The sequence below is a fragment of the Streptomyces sp. NBC_01465 genome (assembly GCF_036227325.1).
Lineage (GTDB): Bacteria > Actinomycetota > Actinomycetes > Streptomycetales > Streptomycetaceae > Streptomyces.
The window spans coordinates 6204540-6228741 of sequence record NZ_CP109467.1; the positions used below are offsets into that span (position 1 = coordinate 6204540).

At 70.3% G+C, this 24202-nt stretch carries 20 protein-coding genes; 8 read left to right on the forward strand and 12 right to left on the reverse strand.

What is annotated here, in order from left to right:
* Nucleotides 1-34 precede the first annotated feature (34 nt).
* Both OG707_RS29340 and OG707_RS29345 read left to right on the forward strand, forming a co-directional pair.
* Complete coding sequence (locus tag OG707_RS29340; protein ID WP_329128036.1) at nt 35-1648, forward strand: ABC transporter permease; 1614 nt, start codon at nt 35-37, stop codon at nt 1646-1648.
* A complete protein-coding gene (locus tag OG707_RS29345; RefSeq protein ID WP_329123526.1) occupies nt 1648-2667 on the forward strand; it encodes an ABC transporter ATP-binding protein in 1020 nt (339 codons plus the stop codon). Before OG707_RS29340 ends, OG707_RS29345 begins: the two co-directional genes overlap by 1 nt.
* Nucleotides 2668-2678: 11 nt before the next feature.
* On the opposite strand, the gene OG707_RS29350 is transcribed toward OG707_RS29345, so the two are convergent.
* Together OG707_RS29350 and OG707_RS29355 are read right to left on the reverse strand one after the other, a co-directional pair.
* Nucleotides 2679-3779 (reverse strand): LOG family protein, encoded by a 1101-nt coding sequence (locus OG707_RS29350; RefSeq protein ID WP_329123528.1) that lies wholly within the window; start codon nt 3777-3779, stop codon nt 2679-2681.
* Between the two features lie 99 nt (nt 3780-3878).
* On the reverse strand, nt 3879-8087 hold the full coding sequence (locus OG707_RS29355) for a S8 family serine peptidase (protein WP_329123530.1): 4209 nt from the start codon (nt 8085-8087) through the stop codon (nt 3879-3881).
* 91 nt (nt 8088-8178) lie between these two features.
* Here OG707_RS29355 and OG707_RS29360 point away from each other — a divergent pair, with 91 nt between their 5' ends.
* Nucleotides 8179-9138 carry a helix-turn-helix transcriptional regulator gene (locus OG707_RS29360; protein WP_329123531.1) on the forward strand — a complete coding sequence of 320 codons (960 nt, stop codon included), beginning with the start codon at nt 8179-8181 and terminating at the stop codon, nt 9136-9138.
* Here OG707_RS29360 and OG707_RS29365 read toward each other — a convergent pair.
* The 5 genes from OG707_RS29365 to OG707_RS29385 form a co-directional block, all read right to left on the reverse strand.
* Nucleotides 9128-10258, reverse strand: a complete 1131-nt coding sequence (locus tag OG707_RS29365; RefSeq protein WP_329123533.1) for a hypothetical protein — start codon at nt 10256-10258, stop codon at nt 9128-9130. The genes OG707_RS29360 and OG707_RS29365 overlap by 11 nt on opposite strands.
* Nucleotides 10240-10968 (reverse strand): ABC transporter ATP-binding protein, encoded by a 729-nt coding sequence (locus OG707_RS29370; RefSeq protein ID WP_329123535.1) that lies wholly within the window; start codon nt 10966-10968, stop codon nt 10240-10242. The genes OG707_RS29365 and OG707_RS29370 overlap by 19 nt, the downstream gene beginning before the upstream one ends.
* A 171-nt stretch (nt 10969-11139) precedes the next feature.
* Nucleotides 11140-11562: an acyl-CoA thioesterase gene (locus tag OG707_RS29375; protein ID WP_329123537.1), complete on the reverse strand. Its 423-nt coding sequence runs from the start codon at nt 11560-11562 to the stop codon at nt 11140-11142.
* Nucleotides 11563-11681: 119 nt separating this feature from the next.
* Complete coding sequence (locus OG707_RS29380; RefSeq protein ID WP_329123539.1) at nt 11682-13043, reverse strand: aspartate aminotransferase family protein; 1362 nt, start codon at nt 13041-13043, stop codon at nt 11682-11684.
* A 2-nt stretch (nt 13044-13045) separates the two neighbouring features.
* Nucleotides 13046-13549, reverse strand: a complete 504-nt coding sequence (locus OG707_RS29385) for an Lrp/AsnC family transcriptional regulator (protein WP_329123541.1) — start codon at nt 13547-13549, stop codon at nt 13046-13048.
* Between the two features lie 162 nt (nt 13550-13711).
* Between OG707_RS29385 and OG707_RS29390 the strand changes: the two genes are divergently transcribed.
* Nucleotides 13712-15151, forward strand: coding sequence for a gamma-aminobutyraldehyde dehydrogenase (locus OG707_RS29390; protein WP_329123543.1), 1440 nt, complete (start codon nt 13712-13714; stop codon nt 15149-15151).
* 74 nt (nt 15152-15225) lie between these two features.
* Here the strand turns inward: OG707_RS29390 and OG707_RS29395 are convergent, their stop codons facing one another.
* Nucleotides 15226-15804, reverse strand: coding sequence for a hypothetical protein (locus tag OG707_RS29395; protein ID WP_329123545.1), 579 nt, complete (start codon nt 15802-15804; stop codon nt 15226-15228).
* A 119-nt stretch (nt 15805-15923) separates the two neighbouring features.
* Between OG707_RS29395 and OG707_RS29400 the strand changes: the two genes are divergently transcribed.
* The 3 genes from OG707_RS29400 to OG707_RS29410 are packed head-to-tail and all read left to right on the forward strand — an operon-like array spanning nt 15924 to nt 18974.
* Nucleotides 15924-16577 (forward strand): response regulator transcription factor, encoded by a 654-nt coding sequence (locus tag OG707_RS29400; RefSeq protein WP_329123546.1) that lies wholly within the window; start codon nt 15924-15926, stop codon nt 16575-16577.
* Entirely contained in the window at nt 16574-17770 is a 1197-nt protein-coding gene (locus OG707_RS29405) for a sensor histidine kinase (protein WP_329123548.1), read from the forward strand. Before OG707_RS29400 ends, OG707_RS29405 begins: the two co-directional genes overlap by 4 nt.
* A gap of 31 nt (nt 17771-17801) precedes the next feature.
* Nucleotides 17802-18974, forward strand: a complete 1173-nt coding sequence (locus OG707_RS29410) for an ABC transporter substrate-binding protein (protein WP_329128037.1) — start codon at nt 17802-17804, stop codon at nt 18972-18974.
* A gap of 19 nt (nt 18975-18993) precedes the next feature.
* Here OG707_RS29410 and OG707_RS29415 read toward each other — a convergent pair whose 3' ends face one another.
* A complete protein-coding gene (locus tag OG707_RS29415; RefSeq protein WP_329123550.1) occupies nt 18994-20346 on the reverse strand; it encodes a phosphatase PAP2 family protein in 1353 nt (450 codons plus the stop codon).
* Between the two features lie 184 nt (nt 20347-20530).
* Here OG707_RS29415 and OG707_RS29420 point away from each other — a divergent pair, with 184 nt between their 5' ends.
* Nucleotides 20531-21067 (forward strand): hypothetical protein, encoded by a 537-nt coding sequence (locus OG707_RS29420; protein WP_329123552.1) that lies wholly within the window; start codon nt 20531-20533, stop codon nt 21065-21067.
* Here the strand turns inward: OG707_RS29420 and OG707_RS29425 are convergent.
* From OG707_RS29425 to OG707_RS29435, 3 genes are read right to left on the reverse strand one after another with little or no spacing between them, the layout of a single operon-like run.
* Nucleotides 21045-21962, reverse strand: coding sequence for a carbohydrate ABC transporter permease (locus tag OG707_RS29425; protein WP_329123555.1), 918 nt, complete (start codon nt 21960-21962; stop codon nt 21045-21047). The genes OG707_RS29420 and OG707_RS29425 overlap by 23 nt on opposite strands.
* On the reverse strand, nt 21962-22846 hold the full coding sequence (locus tag OG707_RS29430; RefSeq protein WP_329123557.1) for a carbohydrate ABC transporter permease: 885 nt from the start codon (nt 22844-22846) through the stop codon (nt 21962-21964). Before OG707_RS29430 ends, OG707_RS29425 begins: the two co-directional genes overlap by 1 nt.
* Before the next feature lie 12 nt (nt 22847-22858).
* Nucleotides 22859-24199: an ABC transporter substrate-binding protein gene (locus OG707_RS29435; RefSeq protein ID WP_329123559.1), complete on the reverse strand. Its 1341-nt coding sequence runs from the start codon at nt 24197-24199 to the stop codon at nt 22859-22861.
* Nucleotides 24200-24202: the final 3 nt, after the last annotated feature.

A 24202-nucleotide genomic window follows, 5' to 3' on the forward strand; every position in this document is an offset into this window, starting at 1 on the left:
CGGGATGCGCGGGAACGCGGTGCGGATCGGGCTCATGGCCGGTCCCGTCGCGTTCTTCGCGCTCTTCTTCGCCTATCCGGTCGTCGCGATCGTCGGGCGCGGGCTCGACGTGGGCGGCGACTGGCAGTTCGGGCGGATCGGGGAGGTGCTCGGTGAGCCGGACATTCTCCAGGTGCTGTGGTTCACGCTCTGGCAGGCGCTCGCCTCGACCGCGCTGACGCTGCTGATCGCGCTGCCCGGTGCGTATGTCTTCGCGCGCTTCGACTTTCCCGGCAAGCAGCTGCTGCGGGCGATCGTCACCGTGCCGTTCGTGCTGCCGACCGTGGTCGTCGGCACTTCCTTTCTGGCGGTGCTCGGGCGCGGGGGGATGCTGGACCAGCTGTGGGGGGTGCGGCTCGACACCACCGTGTGGGCGATCCTGCTCGCCCATGTCTTCTTCAATTACGCGGTCGTCGTACGGACCGTGGGCGGGCTCTGGTCGCAGCTCGACCCCCGGCAGGAGGAGGCCGCGCGGGTCCTCGGGGCGTCCCGGTTCGCCGCCTGGCGTCGCGTGACGCTGCCCGCGCTGGGGCCTGCTGTCGCCGCCGCCTCGCTGATGGTCTTTCTCTTCACCTTCACCTCTTTCGGTGTGGTGCAGATCCTGGGTGGGCCCGCCTTCTCGACCCTTGAGGTGGAGATATACCGGCAGACCGCCCAGTTGCTCGATCTGCCGACCGCCGCCGTGCTGACCCTGGTGCAGTTCGCCGCGGTCGGCGCGATTCTCGCCCTGCACGCCTGGACCGTACGGCGCCGGGAGAGCGCGCTGAAGCTGGTGGACCCCGCGCAGACGGCACGCCGGCCGCGGGGTGCGGGGCAGTGGGCGCTGCTCGGCGGGGTGCTCGTATCCGTGGTGGTGCTGATCCTGCTGCCGCTGTCGGTGCTGGTGCAGCGGTCCCTCGACACCCCCGAGGGTTACGGCTTCGGCTATTTCCGGGCGCTGCAGTCGCAGGGCGCGGACGGCGGGACCTTCCTCGTACCGCCGATCGACGCCATCTGGAACTCGGTGCAGTACGCGCTCGTGGCGACCGCCATCGCGCTGCTGGTCGGGGGGCTTGCGGCCGCCGCGCTGACCCGGCGGGCCGGTCGTCTCGTGCGCGGCTTCGACGCGCTGCTGATGCTGCCGCTCGGGGTCTCGGCCGTGACCGTCGGCTTCGGGTTCCTGATCACGCTCGACAAACCGCCGCTCGACCTGCGGACCTCCTGGATCCTGGTGCCGCTCGCCCAGGCGCTGGTCGGTGTGCCTTTCGTCGTACGGACGATGCTGCCGGTCCTGCGCGCCGTCGACGGGCGGCTGCGCGAGGCCGCCGCCGTGCTCGGGGCGTCCCCGCTGCGGGCCTGGCGCGAGGTGGATCTGCCGATGGTGCGGCGGGCCCTGCTGGTGGCCGCCGGGTTCGCCTTCGCCGTGTCGCTGGGGGAGTTCGGGGCGACGGTCTTCATCGCACGGCCCGACAATCCGACGCTGCCGGTGGCCGTGGCGCGGCTCCTCGGGCGGGCCGGGGACCTCAACTACGGCCAGGCGATGGCCCTTTCGACGATCCTGATGCTGGTGTGCGCGGTGTCGCTGCTGGTGCTGGAGCGTATACGTACCGACCGCTCGGGAGAGTTCTGATGCTGAGGCTGGAAGGGGTGACCGTACGCTTCGGCGACCGGGCCGCCCTGGACGCGGTGGACCTGGAGGTCGCCGACCACGAGACGGTCTGTGTGCTCGGGCCCAGCGGCAGCGGCAAGTCCACGCTGCTGCGGGTGGTGGCGGGGCTGCAGGAGGCGTCGGGGAAGGTGCTGCTCGACGGCGCCGACCAGAGCGGGGTGCCGGTGCACCGGCGCGGTGTGGGCCTGATGTTCCAGGACCACCAGCTCTTCCCGCAGCGCGACGTCGCGGGCAATGTCGCCTTCGGGCTGCGGATGCGGGGTGCCGGGCGGGCCGAACAGGCGCGTCGCGTCGAGGAGTTGCTGGAGCTGGTCGGGCTCCCCGGCGCCCAGCGGCGGGCGGTCGCCGCGCTCTCCGGCGGCGAGCAGCAGCGTGTCGCGCTCGCGCGGGCGCTGGCCCCGCAGCCGAAGCTGCTGATGCTGGACGAGCCGCTGGGGCAGCTGGACCGCGGGCTGCGCGAGCGGCTCGTGGGGGAACTCCGGGCGCTCTTCCGGCAGTTGGGGACCACCGTGCTGGCCGTCACCCATGACCAGGGCGAAGCGTTCGCGCTCGCCGACCGGGTCGTGGTGATGCGCGACGGGCGCATCGCCCAGACGGGTACGCCGCTGGACGTCTGGCAGCGGCCCGCGTCCGAGTTCGTGGCGCGCTTCCTCGGCTTCGACAACGTGGTGTCCGCGACCGTGAGCGGCGAGGCCGCCGACACCCCGTGGGGGAAGGTCCCGGTGGCCGCGGGCTCTGCGGAGGGCGAGTGCCGGCTGCTGGTGCGGCCGGCCGGCGTACGTCTCGTGGCGGCGGACCAGGGGCTGCGCTGCACGGTGCGGGCGCGGACCTTCCGGGGGCAGCACGTCGCCGTACTCCTGGAGCCGTCGAACGGCCCCCGGCTGGAGGCCCAGTGCCCGCCCGGTGCGGCGCCCGAGGAGGGGGCGACGGTCGGGGCGGTCTTCGCGGCCGACGACGTGGTGCTGCTGCCCGCGGAGTAGCTCCCTGCCGCCTACTGGTCCAGCATGCGGGCCAGTGCCACCGGGGCCTCGGCGACCGTGTCGACCAGGGCGATGCGCGACTCCATCGCGCGGCCCTTCGCCAGCGCCTGGAGCAGCGGCCAGGCCGGCAGCTTCTCCGTCCAGTGCGTACGGTTCACCAGGACCATGGGGGTCGGTTCGCCGCGCGAGGAGTAGTAGTTCGGCGTCGCGTTGTCGAAGATCTCCTGTACGGTCCCGGCCGCGCCCGGCAGGAAGATCACGCCCGCCGTGGAGCGGGCCAGGAGGCCGTCCTCGCGGGTGGCGTTGGCGAAGTACTTGGCGATGTGGCCGGCGAACGCGTTGGGCGGCTCGTGGCCGTAGAACCAGGTGGGGATGCCCACCGAGTCGCCGCCCCGGGGCCAGCGGGTCCGTACCTCGAAGGCGGCCGCGGCCCAGTCGGAGACCGACGGGGTGAACGACGGTGCCTTGGCGAGGAGTTCGAGCGCCTCGTCCAGCATCGCGTCCCGGAAGGGTGCCGCGTACGCACCGAGGTTCGCCGCCTCCATCGCGCCGGGGCCGCCGCCCGTGGCGACGGTCAGGCCGGTGCGGGCCAGCGTGCGGCCGAGGCGGGCGGCGCCCGCGTACTCCGCCGTACCGCGCGCCATCGCGTGGCCGCCCATCACGCCCACCACCTGCGCGCCGACGAGGTGTTCGTCGAGGGCGTCGGAGATCGCGTCGTCGTGTATCGAGCGGAGCATCGAGGCGAAGACGTCGCCGTCGGTCTTGGTCTGCTGGAACCAGGCGTAGGCGCGGGCGTCGGGGGTCTGCTCGTACCCCTCGGCGAGCCCCTCGAAGAGCTCGTCCGCGGAGTAGAGCAGTCCGCGGTACGGGGCGAACGGCAGTCCGGGGACGGGCGGGAAGACGAGCGCGCCGTCGCCGCGGACCTTGGCCTCCGTGTCGGGGGTCATCGGGCAGCCGAGGAACACCGCCCCCGCCGTGTCGGTGGCACGCAGCGCCTTGTCACGGTCCGTCAGGTCGACGGCCTGAATGCGGTGTCCGCCGAGGGGGCCGCGGGCGACGGCCCGGTCGAACTCGTCCAGGGTTTCGATCTCACGATCCGTGTTCTGATCCACGCGGTCATCGTAGGCGAACGCGGCAGGGAGGCCCGGGCGAATGTGCCCGGACCTCCCTGCTCCCCTCCTTGCATCCCCCGGTTCAGTGGCTCTGAGAGATCAGAGCTTCATGCGGTGCACGCCCCCCTGCACCGTGCCGACGTACAGCCAGCCACCCGCGGCGGCCAGGCTCGTGGCGTTGGTGTTCTGCAGGCCCGTGGACACGTTGTGCCAGGTCCGGCCGCCGTCGGTGGAGCGCAGCACGCCCCGGCCGCCGCGCGGCAGCGCCGTCTCCCACACGCTGGTGGTGGACGCGTACAGGGTGTTGCCCACCTGGAGCAGGTCGCTGACGCGCATCGGGAGGGATCCGGTGTCGCCCGTACGGAAGCTCTTGCCGCCGTCCGTCGAGACCTTGATCGTGTCGCCGCCGGTCAGCATGCGGGAGCCCGCGAACTCGATGGTGGTCACCAGACCGTCGGCGACCTTGGTGAGGTCGGCGCCGCCGTTGTCCGAGCGGTAGAGGCCGTCGGTCGTGCCGAGCCAGAGCCGGTTCGCGTTCTTCGGGTCGCCCGCGACGGCGGTGAAGTACGTGTCCTGGCGGAGGTTCTTCCAGTTCGCGCCGCCGTCCGTGGTGGAGAAGAGGCCGGTGCTCATGTTGTTGCCGTAGGCGACGTACACGCGGTTCGGATCGGCCGGGTGCACGGTCATCGCGAAGACCTGGCCGTCGCCCGCGCCCTTCTCCTCCCAGGTCGCCCCGGCGTCGCCGCTGCGCTCCACATGGAAGTCGCCGAACGGGCCGTAGCGCACCCGCCAGACGATCCGCGAGTCGCTGGGCGAGGCCTGCATCAGCGGGACCGTGTTGCCGATCGTGCCCTCGCCGCCGGTGTTGCCCCAGTCCGATCCGGAGACGGGGAGCTGGGCGCGGTGCGTGCCCACGTCACCGGCCGCGAGCAGTGAACTGCCGCTCACCGCAAGGGAGTTGACCGTGCCGCCCTGGACGCCGATGCGCTGGTAGTCCGTACCGCTGCCGGACGTGCGGTAGATGCCCGCCGAGGACGCGGAGACGGTCAGCGAGCCGTCCTGCCAGCGGTCGAAGTCCAAGCCCACCGAAGAGTTGTTGACGCCCGGGATGGTGCTCCAGGTCCGGCCGTGGTCGCGGCCGATGCGGGTCTGGTCGCCGTAACTGGCGTACACATCGCCGCCGGTGACGCTCAGCCCCGAACCCCCGTACCCGAACTTGTCGAGCGTGGACCAGGTCGTGCCGCCGTCGTGCGAGCCGATGACGCCGGTGCCGATCTCGTACGCCGCCACCACGTCGCGGTCCGCGGCGAGGGTGACGGTGATCTTGCCGTCCTTCGTCGCGTAGACCTGCTTCGCCTCGCCCAGCGTGCCCGAGGTGACCCCGTCGCGCTTCCAGATCGACTTGCCCGCGGACAGATAGAGGCTGTCGCCGCCGATGGCCATGTCGTAGATCTCGGACCCGGGCACGCCGGTGGTCTGTGCGGTCCAGTGGTCCCCGCCGTCCGTGCTCGTCACCAGTCCGGCCTCGGTGAGGGCGATGAGCGTGTGCCCCGTCGCGTCGGTGAGGAACTTGACGACCGGTGAGTCGGGGGTGTTCAGGGTCTCCCAGGTGCGCCCCGCGTCCTCGGTGCGCAGGATCGAGGACGTACGCGGGATGCCGCTCGCGCTGTTGGCCGCGAACCACCAGCGGTCGGCGTTCTTCGGGTCGACGACCGTGAAGGGCTGGCCGATCACATCGGTCAGCGGGAGGCGGCCGTTCTGGCGCCAGGTGGCACCGTTGTCATCGGTCGCCCAGGGGCCGATCTTGCCGTACTGGCTGAGGACCGCGTGCCCGGGGGCGCTCGGCGCGGTGTCGATCGCGCCGCTCGCCTCGTACGGGCCGACGGGCTGCCAGCGGGAGTTGCGGCTGGCCACGGGGGTGACGTCGAAGCCGTCGCGGTTGGAGACGAGCGTCTTGCCGTCGGAGGTCTCGGCGCTCGCGGAGACCAGGTGGGCGCCGTCGCCCCGGCCGGTGATCTCGGCCTTGTAGACGTTGCCGCCGAGGAGCTTCGTGGCGACCGTGTACGACCTGCCGTGCGGCGGGGTCACGGTCAGGACCGGAGGCTTCGCGAGGGCGGCCGGGGTGAAGACGACCGCGGTGGACTTGCCGTCGCTCGGGTCGGGACCGGCCTGCACGAACAACTGCCGTATGACCAGGAGGTACGGGACGCGCAGCGCGGCCCCGTTGTCCGGGTCGACGGTGACCGTGCCGGTGATCTCCTTCTCGCCCGACGGGCGGTCGGCTCGCACGGTCACCGTGGCGGTGGCGCTGCCGCCCGCCGGGATCCGCAGGGTGCGCGGGCTGACGGTGGCCTCGCCGCTGACCTTGAGGGAGACCGTACGGGTACGGGACCCGGAGTTGCGGACGGTGAGCTTCTTGCTGCCGCCCACGGTGCGGTGGGCCAGGTCGGCCAGTCCGTACGAGAGCGTCGAGGGGGTGGTGGTGATCCCGGTGTCGGCGGCGTCGGCGGCAGCGGACACGTCGAGGCGGCCGGAGCCGACCGTGGTGGTCCCGTAGTCGTCGACCTTCTTGGTGGAGCCCACCAGTTCGGAGGTGACCTTCGCCGGGGTCTCGGCCGGGTGCAGCTGACGCAGCAGGGCTGCGGCGCCGGCGACCATCGGGGAGGCCATCGACGTACCCGACATGCGGTAATAGCCGGGCGCGTAGAGGGACTTGGGGACCGTGGAACGGATGTCGTAGCCCGGTGCGACCAGCTCCGGCTTCAGGTTCCAGTTGAGGTCGGGGCCGCGCGAGGAGAACGAGGCGATCTTGTCGGTGACGTCCGTGCCGGTCAGGGTGATCTCGACCTTGCCCGCCGCGAGCTTGCGCCCGAGCTCGGCGAACTGCGTCGAGTCCACGCCCAGCATCACCTCGGAGTCCATGCGCAGCGAGTCGCCGGACTCCTTCACGGTGGTCTGCGGGGCCAGCGGGACGGTGTTGTCGGACTGCGGTACGGAGAAGACCGGACCGCCGCCCCCGGACTGTCCGCCGAAGACGGCGACCGCGCCGCGGCGCTCCGCCTCGCGGGCGGTCTCGAGCTCCGAGGCGTACAGGTCCTGCGAGTTCTGGGCGACCAGCATGTTGATCAGGACGGCCTTGCCCTTGACGTCGCCCGCCCGCTCCCAGTCCTCCGGCGTGCCCTGGCCGACGTCCACGAGCTCGGTCGTCAGCGGCCTGGCCGGCGGGTTCGCGGAGATCATCCCGCGGTACGTCTGGATCTTCTCGCCGCCCTTGTAGGCGGCGCCCGGTATGCGCAGCCCGCTGACGGACGCGCCGACCGCGACGACGCCGTCGGCCGCGGCGGGGGTGCCGACCGTACCGCTGCCGGGGCCTTCGTTGCCCGCGGAGGCGACGACGACAACTCCCGCCTTGGTGGCGGCCGTTGCTGCCTGTCCGAGGGGGTCGCTGCCGTCGCCGTAACCGCCGAGGCTCATGTTGATGACATCGGCGCGGTGCGGATTGGCCGGGTCGATCGCGGCCTCGATCCCCGCGATGATGTCGGAGGTGTTGCCCTCGCCGTTGGCGTTCATGACCTTGTACGCGAGGAGCTGGGCGCCCGGAGCGACACCGGTGACGCCGCCCTCTTCGGCGGCGCTGCCCGCGATGATCCCCGACACGTGGGTGCCGTGGCCGTTGTCGTCCATCGGGTCGGCGTCGCCGTTGACGAAGTCGTACCCGCCGACGACCTTGTGGCCCTCGCCGAACGCGCCGCCCAGGTCGGGGTGGGTGTAATCGACGCCGCTGTCCAGGACGGCGACGGTGACGCCCTTGCCGTTGGCCTTCTGGCCCTTGGAGTCCTTGCGCTTCCAGACGTCGGGCGCGCCGACGAGCGGCACGGCGTCGTCGGTCTGCACCTTCATCTTCGTATCGGGGCTGACACTCGCGACGCCCGGCAGCCCGCGCAATCCGGCGACCTGCGAGGCCTTGACCGTCACCGCCACCGCGTTGAGCAGCAGCCCCAGCTTGCGCGGCTTGGCGGTGCGCACCCCGGCGTCCTTCGCCCGCTCCAGGAACGCCGACTGCTCCGCGGAAACGGCCTTGCGGTCCGCGGCCACCTCTCCCGCGTCAGCTGTCCGCAGGGCGCCGACTCCGGCAGCCGCGGCCGCGCCGTCGAGCGTCACGATCACCCGCTGCTCCGGGTCGGGCTGCGCGGCGGAGGAGGCGGACGGGGGAGCGGCGGCAAGGAGTCCGCCGAGCACGGACGCGGTGACCGATGCGGTCAGTGCGCGCCGTGTTCCGCGGCGGTGAGATCTTCGAGAGGTAGCCATGACCCGAAGTCCTAATCGGCGGAGCATGTTCCGGACAACGATTTGGCCTGGCCCATTGCTGCCGCTGGCACCGACCGGCCAAGATCCGACCATGTCCCAGCTCACCGCCGCAGGCATCGATCCGTTCGACGAGAGCGTGTACCGCGCGATCCTCGTCCGCCACACCGCAGCCCCCGCCGACCTCGCCGACGACCTCGGCTGCTCGCTGGAGCGCGCCGCCCGTGCCCTGGACAGGCTCAGGGAGAACGGCCTGGTGGGGAGGTTGTCGGGCGCCCGTCGCCGCTATGCGGCGATCGAGCCGGGCGCCGCCGTCGAGGCCCTCGTACGCTCCCGTACGGCCGAACTCGACTCGGTCCGATCGGCGGCGGACGAGCTGTCGCGGCTCTTCACCGCGGCCCACACGGGCGGCTCCGAACAGATCGAAGTCGTGCACGGCAGTGAGGCGTTGGGCCGTTGGTTCGTGACGCTGCAGCAGGAGGCGCGCGAGGAAGTCATCACCCTGGACCGGCCGCCGTACGCGCTCACGACCTCCAATCCGGTCGAGGCGACGGCCCTGTCCCGGGGGGTCCGCTACCGGGTGGTGTACGCGCCCGAGGCCCTGGAGTGGCCGGGCGTTCTCGCCGACATCCAGGAGCTCGTCGCACACGGCGAGATGGCGCGCGTGCTCCCGGGGCTGCGGATCAAACTCGCCATCGCCGACCGCAGACTGGCCCTGATGCCGCTCTCCCTCGACTTCGGCGCGACCGACGAGGTGCGTGCCGCGGTCATCCGGCCCTCGGCGCTCCTCAACGGCCTCATCGACTACTGGGAGATGTGCTGGCGCGAGGCGACCCCGCTGGGCGCGCCCGCCGACGACCCGCTCGACGAGGACGACCGCCAGATGCTCACTCTGCTGGTGAGCGGGCTCAAGGACGAGGCGATAGCCCGCCAGTTGGGCTGGTCGGTACGGACGATGCGCCGCAGGATCAGCCGTCTGACCGGTGAGCTGGGCGCCGCGAACCGTTTCCAGGCGGGCGTGATCGCGGCGCGTCGCGGCTGGGTCAGCGGGTGAGCGGAAGGGCGGCCAGTTCGGCGACGGCCCAGGTCAGCGGCGCGAACACGGCGAGAAGTGCCGCGACGCGCAGCGCCGACGCCTTGCGGAGGAGCTGGGCGGGGGCGCCGAGGCGGACCAGCGCCGTGGTGGTGGCGGCGCGCGACTGCTTCGACTCCAGCGCCGCCGTGAGGAGGGTTGCCACCGCGCAGGTCATGACGACGGCGGCGCCCAGACCCGTGAGCGGTCCGAAGGAGTCGGGCCCCGGCGTGTAGACGCCGGCCGCCGCGATGACGCCGGAGGTCACCGCGCAGACCACCCCGAGGGGGCGGCCGATGCGTCCGGCCTCGGCCTGGAGCACCCGGCCGGCCAGCAGCCGTACCGCTCCCGGGTGCAGGGACTGCAGCACGCGCCCGGTCGTGTACGTCAGCCCGGGACCCGCCGTCGCCAGACCGATCGCCGTGAGCGTCCAGCCCGCGAGCACGCCCAGCGGGCTGCCGTCGAAGTGCCCGGGGAGCGGGAAGGGCGTGCCGGCGGCCCGGCTGGTGTACGACTCCGTCGCCAGTCCGGCCGCGATCAGTGCGATGCCCCAGGGGAGACCGGTGGGCGCGGTCAGCGGTGCGGGCGTCGTCTTGCGGGGGCGCATCGTCCAGGCGCTGCCCGCCGCCGCGAGGACGGGGGTGAGCGCGAGCAGGGTGAGGGCGGCCGCGAGGGGCAACGGGGCCTGGGAGGACAGGAGTTGGGAGGCCGCTCCGTCGAAGGGCAGCCCGGTGATGTCGCCCCGCAGGTGGAGGAAGAAGAGCAGGCCCACCACGCTGCCGAGCGTGCAGGAGACCGCGGTGGAGACCGCCGCCAGCGCGGTCAGCGAGACCGGCCCGAGGCCGGCCGCGGTGAGGCCGGGGCTGGGGCGGGTGCTCGGGTCCGTACGGGCGACCGAGACCGCGAAGTACACCGTCGCGGCCAGGGGAATCAGCGACCACAGCAGCCGCAGCGTGGCGTGCGAGGCGTGGGCGGGGTGCGAGGAGGCGTAGGCGAGCGTGCCCAGGAGGAGGAATCCGACGCCCGCGGATGCGGCCGCCACCATCAGTCGGCGCAGCAGGACCAGGGGATGGGTGCCGCGGGCTAGACGGAGAGCGAGCACTCGGGACTGCCCTCCGTTTCCGCGAGCTGTACGGAGTTGACGCGGCGTCCGTCGAGGAGCGAGACGGTGCGGTCGGCGAGGGCGGCCACGTCCGGGTCGTGGGTGGCGAGCACGACGGTGATGCGGTGCGAGCGTGCGGCCGCGGTGAGCGTGCGCAGGATCTGGGCGCGGTCAGTGCGGTGCAGGGACGCGGTGGGCTCGTCCGCGAAGAGCACGGTCGGCGAGGTGATCAGCGCCCGGGCGATGGCGACGCGCTGGCGCTGCGACTGGAGGAGGCCGTGGGGGCGCTTGCGCGCGTACGTACCGATGTCGAGGCGCTCCAGCCACTCCATCGCGGCCTGCTTGGCGGCGCGGTGGGCGGTGCCGTTGAGCAGCAGCGGGAGCGCCGTGTTCTCCCAGGCGTTGAGCTCGGGGACGAGGTGCGGCTCGGGGTCGATCCAGCCGAAGCGGTCGATGCGCAGACGCTCTCGGGCGAGGGGGTTCATCGTGTGGATGGGGGTGCTGTTGAACCACACCTCGCCCTGGGAGGGCGTGAGCTGTCCCGAGAGGCACTGCAGCAGAGTCGTTTTGCCGCTGCCGCGTGGGCCGGTCAGGGCGAGGATCTCGCCCTCGCGGACACCGAGCGAGACACCGGTGAGCGCGGGGGATCCGCTGTGGGAGTAGTGCACCGCGCGTGCCCAGAGCACATCGTTGTCCGGTGGGGCCACCATGGTGAACACCTCGGTTCAGTTCAGATTTTCGGCCCCCCGTACGGGGGAACGAAAGCGGAGCCGATCGGTCACTGGGCACCGTAAGGACTGAGACCTGGCCGGGCGGGGCAGCCGCGCGGTGCGGCAGCTCCTGTTCCCACCCGGATGGGTGTACGCGAGGGCCCGGAGGCCTCAGAGGTCGAAGACGGCCGGGTCGGCGGCGAGCTCGCGGAACTGCTGGCGCGGGTCGGTGACGAGCTTGCGGGCGCGGAGGTCCAACAGGCCGCCCACACCGGTCACTTCGGCGCACACCGTGCCGTCGGCCCTGCGGATCGTCTGCTCGATGCGGAAGGTCTTGCCCTCGCCCCACACGAAGCGGCAGTCGACCACGGTCTCGTCGCCGGCCCGCAGTTCGTGCAGATAGCGGACGGTGACTTCGAGGGCGACCGGGCCGACGCCCTTGTCGAGGAGGTCGGACTGGCGGATGCCGCCCTGCTGGAGGTAGGACCAGCGGGCGTGTTCCGCGTACTGGAGGTAGACCGCCTGGTTGAGGTGGCCCTGCGAGTCGGTCTCGTAACCGCGGACCGTGATGGGGAGCGAGAACGGGGCTGTCATGGCGGAGCCTTTCGGAGGAAGTGGCTGAGCGCTTGCTCACCCCGTCCAACCAGCGCGGTGCGGACAGCATTCCGCCCCCGGTCACCAAGTGCGGTGACCGGGGGCGGGGTTCACACCTGTCAGATCTTGGCCCAGGCGTCGGTGAGGACGTGGCGCAGGACCGACTCGATCTCGTCGAACGTCGACTGGTCGGAGATCAGCGGCGGCGCGAGCTGGACGACCGGGTCGCCACGGTCGTCGGCGCGGCAGTACAGACCGTTCTCGTACAGGCCCTTGGAGACGGCGTTGTAGAGGATGCGCTCGGTCTCGTCCTCGTTGAAGGTCTCCTTGGTGACCTTGTCCTTGACGAGCTCGATGCCGTAGAAGAAGCCGTTGCCGCGGACGTCGCCGACGATCGGCAGGTCGTGCAGCTTCTGGAGGGTCTTGAGGAAGGCGCCCTCGTTGTCGAGCACGTGCTGGTTGAGGTTCTCGCGCTCGAAGATGTCGAGGTTGGCGAGGCCGACCGCCGCGGAGACCGGGTGGCCGCCGAAGGTGTAGCCGTGCAGGAAGGTGTTGCCGTCCCGGTAGAAGGGCTCGGCGAGCTTGTCGGAGATGATGCAGGCGCCGATCGGGGAGTAGCCCGAAGTCATGCCCTTGGCGCAGGTGATCATGTCCGGTACGTAGTCGAACTTGTCGCAGGCGAACATCGTGCCCAGGCGGCCGAAGGCGCAGATGACCTCGTCCGAGACGAGCAGCACGTCGTACTTGTCGCAGATCTCGCGCACCCGCTGGAAGTAGCCGGGCGGGGGCGGGAAGCAGCCGCCCGCGTTCTGGACCGGCTCCAGGAAGACCGCCGCGACCGTCTCGGCGCCCTCGAAGAGGATCTCCTGCTCGATCTGGTCGGCGGCCCAGCGGCCGAAGGCCTCCGGGTCGTCGCCGTGGATCGGGGCGCGGTAGATGTTGGTGTTCGGCACCTTGTGCGCGCCGGGGACCAGCGGCTCGAAGGGGGCCTTCAGGGCCGGGAGTCCGGTGATGGACAGGGCGCCCTGCGGGGTGCCGTGGTAGGCGACCGCACGCGAGATGACCTTGTACTTGGTGTGCTTGCCCTGCAGCTTGAAGTACTGCTTCGCCAGCTTCCAGGCGGTCTCGACGGCCTCGCCGCCACCGGTGGTGAAGAAGACCTTGTTGAGGTCGCCCGGCGCGTGGTGGGCGAGACGCTCGGCGAGCTCGACGGCCTTCGGGTGGGCGTAGGACCACACCGGGAAGAAGGCCAGCTCCTGCGCCTGCTTGTACGCGGCCTCCGCCAGCTCGTGGCGGCCGTGGCCGGCGTTGACCACGAACAGGCCGGAGAGGCCGTCGAGGTACTTCTTGCCCTTGTCGTCGAAGATGTAGGTGCCCTCGCCACGCACGATGGTGGGAACGGGCGCGTTCTCGTACGACGACATGTCCGTGAAGTGCATCCACAAGTGGTCGTACGCGGTCCGGCTCAGGTCCTTGCTCATGACTATCGGGTGCCCCACTGGTAGGTCTGCTTCTTGAGTTTCAGGTAGACGAAGCTCTCGGTGGCGCGCACTCCGGGGAGGGCGCGGATCTGCTTGTTGATCACGTCGAGCAGGTGGTCGTCGTCCTCGCAGACGACCTCCGCCATCAGGTCGAAGGAGCCCGCGGTCATCACCACGTAGTCGACCTCGTCCATGGCGGCCAGCGCGTCCGCGACCGGGTCGAGATCGCCCTCGACCCTTATCCCGACCATCGCCTGACGCCGGAAGCCGACGGTCAGAGGGTCGGTGACGGCGACGATCTGCATCACGCCCTGGTCCTGCAGTTTCTGCACGCGCTGTCGTACGGCTGCTTCGGAGAGGCCGACGGCCTTGCCGATCGTTGCGTACGGACGCCTGCCGTCCTGCTGGAGCTGCTCGATGATCGCCAGGGAGACGGCGTCGATCGGAGGGGTGCCGTTCCCGTTTCTGGATTCCGCGCTGCGACTGGCCACGTCCTCACTCTGCATGAGGTCTCGACCGTCCCGCAAGCCCCGAGCGATGAAATTCGTTGTCTTGATGCGTTTCTGGAACTGAATCCGAAGTTCGTCGGGGCTGGGTATGTCGAAAGCGTGGCACCTCCTACTAGTGTGGGTGTCTCACCCATCGGACTTCTGACAGGAGGGGTGGCTGTGACCACCGAGCTGCGCCGGCTGCGCAACTACATCAACGGAGAGTTCCGGGACGCCGCTGACGGCCGGACCATCGAGGTCGTCAATCCGGCCACGGGCGACGCGTACGCCACCTCGCCCCTCTCGGGCGACGCGGACGTCGACGCCGCGATGCAGGCGGCCGCGGCCGCCTTCCCCGCCTGGCGCGACTCCACCCCCGCCGAGCGCCAGCGCGTCCTGCTGAAGATCGCGGACGCCTTCGAGGAGCGCGCCGAGGAGCTGATCGCCGCCGAGAGCGAGAACACCGGCAAGCCGGTCGGGCTCACACGCTCCGAAGAGATCCCGCCGATGATCGACCAGATCCGCTTCTTCGCGGGCGCGGCACGGCTCCTGGAGGGGCGCGCCGCCGGCGAGTACATGGAGGGAATGACCTCCATCATCCGGCGCGAGCCGGTCGGGGTCTGCGCGCAGGTCGCGCCCTGGAACTACCCGATGATGATGGCCGTGTGGAAGTTCGCCCCGGCGCTGGCCGCGGGCAACACCGTCGTACTGAAGCCGTCCGACACCACGCCGGCGTCGACCGTGCTGATGGGCGAGATCATCGGGGCGATCGCGCCCAAGGGTGTCTTCAACGTTGTGTGCGGCGACCGCGACACCGGGCGCGCGATGGTCGAGCACAAGGTGCCGGCGATGGCGTCCATCACCGGTTCGGTGCGGGCCGGCATGCAGGTCGCGGAGTCCGCGGCCAAGGACGTCAAGCGCGTCCACCTGGAGCTGGGCGGCAAGGCTCCGGTCGTCGTCTTCGAGGACGCCGACATCCCGAAGGCCGTCGAGGACATCTCGGTGGCGGGCTTCTTCAACGCCGGCCAGGACTGCACAGCCGCGACCCGCGTCCTCGTACACGAGTCGATCCACGACGAGTTCGTGACCGCGCTCGCCAAGGCTGCCGCCGACACGAAGACCGGGCAGCCGGACGACGAGGACGTGCTCTACGGCCCCCTCAACAACGCCAACCAGCTCGCGCAGGTCACCGGCTTCATCGACCGGCTTCCCGCGCACGCCAAGGTCGAGGCGGGCGGCCACCGCGTCGGCGAGAAGGGCTTCTTCTACGCCCCGACCGTCGTCTCCGGCCTCCAGCAGGACGACGAGATCATCCAGAACGAGGTCTTCGGCCCCGTCATCACCGTCCAGTCCTTCACGGACGAGGCCGAGGCCCTGGCCCACGCCAACGGCGTCGACTACGCGCTGGCCTCCTCGGTGTGGACCAAGGACCACGCGCGCGCCATGCGGATGTCCAAGAACCTGGACTTCGGCTGCGTGTGGATCAACACCCACATCCCGCTGGTTGCCGAGATGCCGCACGGCGGCTTCAAGAAGTCCGGCTACGGCAAGGACCTCTCCGCGTACGGCTTCGAGGACTACACCCGCATCAAGCACGTCATGACGTCGATCGACGGCTGAGCCACCCTGCGGTGAACAGAACGGCCCCGGACGGGAGTTGATCCGTCCGGGGCCGCTTCGTGTGCGGTGCCGTGTCAGCCCTTCTTCTGGATGACGCAGATCTCCCCGTGGCGGGCGGAGCCCTTCTCGGAGCCGCCCTTGCCCGGGCCCACGATGTGCTTCGCCTTGTGGCCCTTGAAGGGGCCGTTCGGCGGACCGGGCAGCTTGGGCAGGCCCTTCTCGCCCTTGCCGCCCTTGACCGCCTTGCACTTGCCGTCGCCCGGCTCAGGCGGCAGCGGCACTCCGGCCTTCGTCAGGATCGGACCGCAGGCCTTGAGGGCGCGCTGGTACGCCTTCGACGTCGGGTCGAAGGGCTTTCCGCCGAGACGGGAATCCCCACTGGCCTGCACGGAGACTCCGCCCTTGCCGCTCTTCCCGGCCTTGTCCTTGTCCACCTGGATGTGGAGGTCGGGGAAGTTCTTCAGCCCGTGCTCCCGCATGCAGCTGCCGAAAGCCCTGCCTGCGGCGTCCTTGTTGCCGGCGCTGCCGCCCTTGCCGCCCCCGTGCGTGGGGGATGCCGTGGCCTGTGCCGCGCCGACGCCGGTCAGAGTGATTGCCGAGAACAGTGCCGTCGCCGCGATCATGCGCTTCGGACGGCTGGTCAACACCCGCATGGGTGCCTCCTCGTGTGGTGGTGGCTGTTACGGCTACTCACCCAACTCCGGGGGCGGTTACGGCACGGGAACGGCCGCCCTTACGGCCGTGTAACCCCCGGCCCGGCATCCTCTTCTCCATGCGCGTGTTGGTGGTCGAGGATCACGAAGAGCTCGCGGAGACCGTGGCGGCGGGACTGCGCCGTGAGGGGATGGCCGTCGACCTCGCGTTCGACGGGCATACGGCGCTGGAGCGCGCCACGGTCAACGGGTACGACGTCGTCGTGCTCGACCGCGATCTGCCAGGTCTCCACGGTGACCGGGTCTGCCGCGCGCTGGCCGAGGGGGGCAGCCGGGCCCGTGTGCTGATGCTCACGGCGTCCGGTACGGTCGCCGACCGGGTCGCCGGGCTCGGCCTCGGCGCGGACGACTATCTCCCCAAGCCCTTCGCGTTCACCGAACTCGTCGCGCGGATACGGGCGCTGGCGCGCCGGGCGCAGCCCGCGCTGCCGCCGGTCCTCGTCCACGGCGAGCTGCGGCTCGACCCGGCACGCCGGACCGCGACCCGGGCCGGGCTCCAACTCCCGCTCAGTCCCAAGGAGTTCGCCGTACTGGAGCTGCTGCTCGCCGCACAGGGCGCGGTGGTCTCCGCCGAGGAACTCCTGGAGCGGGCCTGGGACGAGGCGGCCGACCCCTTCACCCAGACCGTGAAGGTCACCATCAGCCGGCTGCGCCGCAAGCTCGGCGAGCCGCCGCTGATCGAGACCGTCTCCCAGGCCGGATACCGGGTGTGAGGCGGCTCCTGCGCGGCCCCCGCAGCGTCCGGTGGCGGCTCACGCTGCTCTACAGCGGGCTGTTCGTGGCGGCCGCCGCCGTGCTCCTGGCGATCACGTACGGGCTGATGGCGAACTCGGCGTCCCGGGCGAAGGGCGAGGCGGGCGCTCCCGCGCCGACGCTCGACGGCCCGCTGGCCCACAAGGGGCCCGAGGTCGGTGCGTACGTCGTCCAGCAGCTGGACGTCCAGCGCGGCGACCAACTGCACCTGCTGCTCGTCGAGTCGGGCATCGCGCTGGGCGTGATGGTGGGGCTCTCGCTGCTGCTCGGCTGGCTGGTGGCCGGGCGGGTCCTCGCGCCGCTGCGGGGCATGGCCGCCACCGCCCGCCGGATCTCCGCCGACCATCTGCACCGGCGGCTCGCCGTGCAGGGCCCCGCCGACGAACTCACCGATCTCTCCGACACGTTCGACGACATGCTGGCCCGCCTGGAGGTCTCCTTCGAGGCGCAGCGCCAGTTCGTCGCCAACGCCTCGCACGAACTGCGCACCCCGCTCACCCTCCAGCAGGCCCTGGTCGACGTCGCGCTCGCCGACCCGGAGGCGACGGCCGACACCCTGCGCGCCGCCTGTCTGCGGGTACGGGCGGCGGGCCAGGAGCAGGAGCGCCTGATCGACGCGCTGCTGACCCTCGCCCGCAGCCAGCGCGGGCTCCAGGAACGGGAGTACGTCGATCTCGCGGCGGTCGCGGGAGCCCTGCTGCCGGAGACCGGTCACCGCATCGAGGCGGACCTCGCGCCCGCCGGACTCCTGGGCGATCCCCCGCTGGTGGAACGCCTCGCGGGCAACCTCATCGACAACGCCGTACGCCACAACGTGATCGACGGCGGCTGGATCTCGGTGCGGACCGGGCTGCGCGCCGGCTGCCCCACCCTGCGCGTCACCAACAGCGGCCCGCCGATCCCGCCCGACCAGATCGACGCCCTCTTCCAGCCCTTCCGCCGCCTCGGCGACCAGCGCACCAGGCGCCGCGACGGCCACGGTCTGGGGCTCTCCATCGTCGCGGCCATCACCGCCGCGCACGGCGGATCCGTGCAGGCGAGGCCGGGGGAGGGCGGCGGACTCTGTGTCGAGGTGACCTTTCCGCCCGACAAGGTGTCGGGGTCGGCGGGCGCCGAGCGTACGCAGCGTCCATTGCCCGGCGGCCCCGGGTGAGGAGAGGCTGTGCGGCATGGCAGATCTCGGCATGTCGCGTCGCTCCCTCCTCCGCGGTTTCGGCGGTCTCGGTACGGTCGGGGCCCTCGCGGCGCTCACCGGGTGCGGGGTGCCGGCCGCGTACGTGAAGCCCGGCGACCGGGCCGCGGCCGACCGCTCGGCCCGCGACAAGAGCCTGGTCTTCGCCAACTGGCCCCTCTACATCGACACCGACGACGAGGACGCCTCCAAGCGCCCGACCCTGGACGCCTTCCAGAAGCGCTCCGGGATATCGGTGAAGTACACCGAGGAGATCAACGACAACGACGAGTTCTTCGGGAAGATCAGCCCCGCGCTGATGAACCACCAGGAGACCGGCCGGGACCTGATCGTCATCAGCGACTGGATGGCGGCCCGCTTCGTACGGCTCGGCTGGGTCCAGGAGATGGACCGCGCGAAGCAGCCCAACGTCGCCAAGTACCTCGACCCGCAGCTCAGTTCGCCCGCCTTCGACAAGGGCAGGATGCACAGCGTGCCGTGGCAGTCGGGGATCACCGGGATCGCGTACAACAAGAAGAAGCTCGGCCGCGAGATCAAGCACATGAGCGAGCTGTGGGCCCCCGAACTCAAGGGCAAGGTCACGCTGCTCTCCGGTCTCGACGAGGCGTTCGCACTGCTGATGCAGGGGCAGGGCGTCGACATCACTCGCTGGACGGCGGACGACTTCCACCGGATGTGCGACGAGGTGGAGAAGTACGTCAAGAACCGGCAGATACGCCGCTTCACCGGCAACGACTACATCAAGGACCTGTCGACGGGCGACGTCCTGGCCTGCCAGGCGTACTCGGGCGACGTCATCCAGCTGCAGGCGGACAACCCGGACATCGAGTTCGTGGTGCCGGAGGAGGGCGCCGAGCTCTGGGCCGAGTCGATGATGATCCCCAACCTCGCGCGCCACAAGAGCAACGCCGAGAAGCTGATCGACTACTACTACGAGCCCGAGGTCGCCGCCGAGCTCGCGGCCTGGGTCAACTACGTCTGTCCGGTGCCCGCGGCGCGCGAGGTCCTCGCGTCCTCGAAGGACGAGGACACGGCCGCCCTGGCGGAGGATCCGCTGATCTTCCCGGACGACGCGATGCGCAAGCGGCTGGCGATCGCCCGGGACATCACGTCCGAGGAGCGGGTGGAGTTCGCGAAGCGGTGGAACTCGATCGTCGGGCTCTGACCCGTACGATCCACCGCCCTCAAGCGGGTTCGAGCTGCGGCTCCGCGGGGCGCTTGCCCGCCTGCTGCTCCGGTGCGGCCTTCGGGTCCCAGCGGCGGGTGGTCCGGAGGTAGAGGTGGATCACCGAGGCCGTCGCCAGGAGGAGGAGCGGGCCGAACACCCACGGGTGGGCGGCCAGCTGCATCGGCAGATAGCGGTAGGACAGCAGGAGTGCGGTGAAGACCACCGTGCCGTAGCCGACGAGCACGGTGGCCGACCGGTCCCAGCCGCGGGAGAGGGCGCGCATGCCCGCCTCGACGGTGAGGGCGAAGACCACGCCTGCGATGAGGTCGGCGCCGTAGTGGTAGCCGAAGCCCAGCGTGGCGGTGAGGGTCGCGACCAGCCAGAAGGTGCCCGTGTTCCGCATGGCGCGCGAGCCGTTGCGGGAGTGGATGAAGAGGGTGGTGGCCCAGGCGGTGTGCAGGCTGGGCATGCAGTTGCGCGGGGTGATCCCGTCGAAGAGGACCGGGTGCGGGACGCCGATCGACGGCAGGCTGTCCGGCCAGACGTTGGACACGGCCCACTGGCCGCCCTCGGCGCCGTAGGCGTAGATCGGGCCGACGACCGGGAAGATCATGTAGACGGCGGGCCCGAGCAGGCCTATGACCAGGAACGTGCGCACGAGGTGGTGGGCCGGGAAGCGCCGCTCGGCCGCGACGTGGCGCAGCTGGTAGAGGCCGATGAGTGCGGCGGCCAGCGGGAGTTGTCCGTAGACGACGTGGAGGGCGTGGCCGCTGATCGGCTGGGTGGCCTCGATGGCGCGGCCGACCAGCCAGGAGGGGTTGCCGAGGGCGTGGTCGGCGGTGGCGACGTACGGGTCGAGCACCTTCGGGCGGGCCTTCGAGGTGATGAGCAGCCAGGTGTCGCCCGTCTTGTGGCCGAAGACGAGCAGCTGGCCGAGCCCGACCCCCTTGAGCAGCAGCATGCGTTCCGTGCCGGTGCGGCGGGTGATGGCGACGACCGCGATGGCCACGGTCACCCACAGCGCGCCGTTGCCGAACTGCTGGGGGCCGGTGCCGGCGGCCAGGCGCACCAGGAGGAAGCCGAGGTCGATGGCGGCCGCGGCGCCGAGCGCGATGAACCGCTGCCGCCAGGTGAGCACTACCATCGTGAGCGCAAGACCGGCGTACATCAGCGGACCCAGGCGGGGGGCGAAGATCAGCTCGCGTGCCTCATGGGTGAGCGGACCCGGCTGGCCGTAGTGCCGCGCCGCGATCTCCAGGGCGACGAGGAAGCCGAGGGTCGCCGCACCCGCTGCCACCCACAGCTTTGTGCGTCGCTCGGGCTCGAGCTCGTTGCGGGGCCTGGGTATTCGCGGTGGTGTGGTCGTCATGTGTCCGGCTCATTGGGTGAAATAAAGACAAAAGGTCACTTACTGTGCCGGATGACATGAGTTTCCCGTGAGAAACGGGTGGTCAGGGTAGTCGTCGCAAGCTCGAACATGCTAACGGCATGTGAATCTCCCTGGTAGGGCTGGGGGCGAAGTCGTGCAGTGGGGCTGGTCATACGCTGCCCCCATGACTGAACGAAGATCGCTTCTGCGGCGCATACGGATCTGGCTGGTCGTCTTCATCGTGTGCCTGGTCCTGAGTGGGCTGACCGCCTTCCCGCTGGTGCACGAACTGCACTGGACCGAGAGCCTGTTGAAGTCCACGCAGGTGGTCCCCGACCACTTCCCGGCGCTGATGGAGTGGATCCACCGGGTGCGCGTGGGGCTGGACGAAACCGACGCGAAGTACCCCTTTGTCCTGTACGGCACGGACTGGCTTGCTTTCGCCCACCTCGTCATCGCGGTGGCCTTCTACGGCCCCTACCGCGACCCCGTACGCAACATCTGGGTGATCGAGTTCGGGATGATCGCCTGCGCCGGAATCATCCCGCTCGCCCTGATCTGCGGTCCGGTCCGCGGGATCCCCTTCTGGTGGTCGGTGATCGACATGTCCTTCGGGATCTTCGGGGTCGTCCCGCTCTATGTCGTACGACGGAAGATCAAGCAGCTGGAGGCGCTGACGGCGGCATCGGCCGCTTCGGTCACTTCAGCGCTCCCAGCGTGACCCCCGAGCGCCAGTAGCGGCGCATCGCCGTCATCATCACGGCCATCGGCACGATCGAGAGCAGCGCGCCCGTCAGGACCAGGCTCGTCAGGTCGACGCCGGACTCCAGGCGCTTGCCGGACCAGTTGTAGAGGCCCAGGTTGAGCGTCCAGTTCTCCTCGCCGCGCAGCACGGTCAGCGGCAGGAAGAAGGCGTTCCAGGTGTTCACGAAGGCGAGCAGGAAGACGGTCGCGCCGCCCGTCGTCATCATCCGCAGGACGATGGAGAAGAAGATCCGCAGCTCGCCCGCGCCGTCGATGCGGGCCGCCTCCAGGATCTCGTACGGGATCGTCGCCTCGGTGTAGACCTTGGCGAGGTACACGCTGAACGGATTGATCAGGCAGGGGACGAGCATCGCCCACGGGGTGTCGACCATGCCGATCGCCGAGAAGAGGAGATAGAGGGGGAGCGTGAGGAGGGCGATGGGGATCAGGAAGGAGCCCACCACGCACGCGAAGACGGCGTTGCGGCCGGGGAAGTCGAAGCGGGCCAGGCCGTAGCCGGTGGCCAGGGCGATCAGGGTGCCGCCGAGCGAGCCGACTCCTGCGTAGAGGAGTGAGTTGGCCGTCCAGCGCAGGAAGATGCCGTTCTCGTACGTGAAGAGCTGACGCAGGTTCGCCCAGAGGTGCATGCCGGAGAACCAGAGGCCGTTGCTCTGGTAGAGCCCGGTGCGGTCCTTGGTGGCGGCGACGAGCAGCCACCACACCGGGAAGAGGCTGTACGCGCAGGCCAGCACCAGGCCGAGCAGTACGAAGCGCTGGGCGCCGCGGCCCCGGGCCCGGGCGTCGGGGCGGGCGAGCGTGCGCACGGCGGCTGTGCGGCGGTGCTGCTCGGTTTCGGGGTCGGTCATCACCATCAGTCGGTCTCCTTCGAGGTCAGGCGGTAGAAGAGGAAGGAGGCGATGCCGAGGATGAGGGCGAGGAGGACGGAGAGCGCGGCCGCGTAGTGGTAGTTGTTGGCGTTGAACGCCTGGTTGTAGATGACCATGATCGGCGTGAAGGCGTCACTCACGGTCTGCGGGGTGACGTTGCGGAACAGGGCCGGCTCGTTGAAGATCTGCAGCATCTGGATGATCGAGAGCAGACCGGTGAGGACGAGCGCGCCGCGTACGTGCGGGATCTTGATGGAGAGGGCGATGCGCTTCTCCGAGGCGCCGTCGAGGCGGGCTGCCTCGAAGAGCTCGCGGGGTACGGACTGCAGTGCGGCGTAGATGATCACCATGTTGTAGCCGATGCCGTGCCAGGTCAGCAGATTGCCGATGGACGGCCAGACCATCGAGGGCGCGAAGAAGTCCCACGACGCCCCGAAGAGACGGCCGAGCGAGGTCAGCGGGCCGACGTCGGGGCTGTAGAGGTTGACCCAGACGACGGCGGCGACCACGCCGGGGATCATGTACGGGACCAGGAGCAGGATGCGGAGCCGGCTTGCCGCCCGGGAGGTCAGCGCGTCCAGGAACAGGGCGAGGAGCAGGCTGATCGCGAGCATCACGGGGATCTGGACGCAGGCGAACAGGACCACGCGCAGGACCGAGCCCATGAAGGCCGAATCGGTCAGTCCCTGCTGGTAGTTGGCGAGACCGGTGAACTTCGTCGTCGCGCCGCCGAGGCCGAGTCCTGACTGCTGCTCGCGGAAGAGCGACTCGTAGACGGCGTAGCCGATCGGGACCGCGTAGATGAAGAGGAAGCCGAGCTGGAAGGGCACCGTGAAGGCGGCGCCCTTCCAGCGCTGGGAGCGGATCATCGGGTCTGCCCCTCAGCCCTCGACGCTGATGCCGCGGGACTTCAGGTCCTTGACCGTCCACTCCTGCATGTGTGCGAGGAGGTCGGTGACCTTCTGTTCCTTGGAGACGACCTTGGCCCAGCCGGTGGCCAACTCGGTGAACATCGCGGTCCAGTTGGGGCCGAAGGTCCAGTCGGTGGTGACGGTGGGGAGGCTGTCCGTGACCGTCTTCTTGGCGGGTTCGTAGTTCGGGCCGAGGAGCTTGGCGGAGATCGCCTTGTCGACGTAGCTCTGGCTGTCGGCGAGGGCGGGCATCACGCCGTTGCCGGTCTCCGGGTTGGCCATCGTGCCGACGGCGCCGGTGTCGGTGGACATCCAGAGGGCGGCCTCGGCGGCCTGCTTCTGGTTCTTGCACTGCTTGGTGACGAGGGTGACGCCGCCGCTCTGGTTGGTGCCGGCCGGGGTCTTGGCCGCTTCGCCGGTGAACGTCGGCCAGGGGGACAGGGCCCACTTTCCGTTCGACTTGGTGAAGTTCTGCACCATGCCGGCCATCTGCCAGGTGGAGATCTGCCGGGTCGCCGTGCCGCCGGTGTCGTAGTTGCGCTGGACGGCGGCGTAGTCGGCGAAGGAGAGCGTGGAGTCGAGGTCGTTGTCGACGATCTCCTGGATGACCTGGGCGGCCTTGAGGGTGCCGGGGTCCTGGAAGTTCACCTTCCAGGAGTCTCCGTCGATGGCGTACCAGTGGGCACCGGCCTGCATGGCGAGCACCTCCAGGGTGCTCGGGTCCTCGCCCGCGTAGTTGGTGAGGTGGATGCCGTGCTTCTTGAGCACCTTGCCGGCGGCTATGAAGTCGTCCCAGGTGGCAGGGGCCTTGAGGCCGTACTTGGTGAAGAGGTCGGTGCGGAGAATCGTGAAGGCCGGGGCCGAACTGGTCGGGACGCCGTACGACTTGCCCTGGACCTGGGCGCTCGCCCAGGAGCCCGCGTTGAACGTGGACTTGGCGGAGGAGACGTACGGGGTGATGTCGGCCAGGGCGCCCTGGGAGACCAGTGTCGTCACGTACTCGGCGGTGTTCTGCACCAGACAGGGCGCGTTGCCTGCCTTGACCGCGTTGGCGAGCTGCTTCTGCATCGTCAACTGGTCGGTGACCTTGGTGTACTTGAGCCGGATGTCCTTGTGGGCGGCGTTGAACGCCTTGACCACCTCCGGCTGTCCGTTGGCCCAGCCCCAGAAGGGGAGGGTGACGGGGCCGCCCGATCCCGATGACGCCTTGTCGCCGGAGCCCGATCCGCCGCAGGCGGAGAGCAGTCCGGTCAGGGCGAGGCCGGTTGCCGCGGCTCGGACGAGCTTGCTCCTGGAACTGGTGAAGTTCATCTG

Excerpts from the sequence above, each read along its gene's own strand:
- OG707_RS29400 (WP_329123546.1), top strand. The coding sequence starts at position 15,924 with ATGCGCGTGTTGGTGGTCGAGGATCACGAAGAGCTCGCGGAGACCGTG.
- OG707_RS29410 (WP_329128037.1), top strand. The coding sequence starts at position 17,802 with ATGTCGCGTCGCTCCCTCCTCCGCGGTTTCGGCGGTCTCGGTACGGTC.
- OG707_RS29345 (WP_329123526.1), top strand. The coding sequence starts at position 1,648 with ATGCTGAGGCTGGAAGGGGTGACCGTACGCTTCGGCGACCGGGCCGCC.
- OG707_RS29425 (WP_329123555.1), bottom strand. The coding sequence starts at position 21,962 with ATGGTGATGACCGACCCCGAAACCGAGCAGCACCGCCGCACAGCCGCC.
- OG707_RS29430 (WP_329123557.1), bottom strand. The coding sequence starts at position 22,846 with ATGATCCGCTCCCAGCGCTGGAAGGGCGCCGCCTTCACGGTGCCCTTC.
- OG707_RS29395 (WP_329123545.1), bottom strand. The coding sequence starts at position 15,804 with ATGCGGGTGTTGACCAGCCGTCCGAAGCGCATGATCGCGGCGACGGCA.
- OG707_RS29355 (WP_329123530.1), bottom strand. The coding sequence starts at position 8,087 with ATGGCTACCTCTCGAAGATCTCACCGCCGCGGAACACGGCGCGCACTG.
- OG707_RS29360 (WP_329123531.1), top strand. The coding sequence starts at position 8,179 with ATGTCCCAGCTCACCGCCGCAGGCATCGATCCGTTCGACGAGAGCGTG.
- OG707_RS29340 (WP_329128036.1), top strand. The coding sequence starts at position 35 with ATGGCCGGTCCCGTCGCGTTCTTCGCGCTCTTCTTCGCCTATCCGGTC.
- OG707_RS29415 (WP_329123550.1), bottom strand. The coding sequence starts at position 20,346 with ATGACGACCACACCACCGCGAATACCCAGGCCCCGCAACGAGCTCGAG.
- OG707_RS29420 (WP_329123552.1), top strand. The coding sequence starts at position 20,531 with ATGACTGAACGAAGATCGCTTCTGCGGCGCATACGGATCTGGCTGGTC.
- OG707_RS29370 (WP_329123535.1), bottom strand. The coding sequence starts at position 10,968 with ATGGTGGCCCCACCGGACAACGATGTGCTCTGGGCACGCGCGGTGCAC.
- OG707_RS29435 (WP_329123559.1), bottom strand. The coding sequence starts at position 24,199 with ATGAACTTCACCAGTTCCAGGAGCAAGCTCGTCCGAGCCGCGGCAACC.
- OG707_RS29380 (WP_329123539.1), bottom strand. The coding sequence starts at position 13,043 with ATGAGCAAGGACCTGAGCCGGACCGCGTACGACCACTTGTGGATGCAC.
- OG707_RS29385 (WP_329123541.1), bottom strand. The coding sequence starts at position 13,549 with ATGCAGAGTGAGGACGTGGCCAGTCGCAGCGCGGAATCCAGAAACGGG.
- OG707_RS29375 (WP_329123537.1), bottom strand. The coding sequence starts at position 11,562 with ATGACAGCCCCGTTCTCGCTCCCCATCACGGTCCGCGGTTACGAGACC.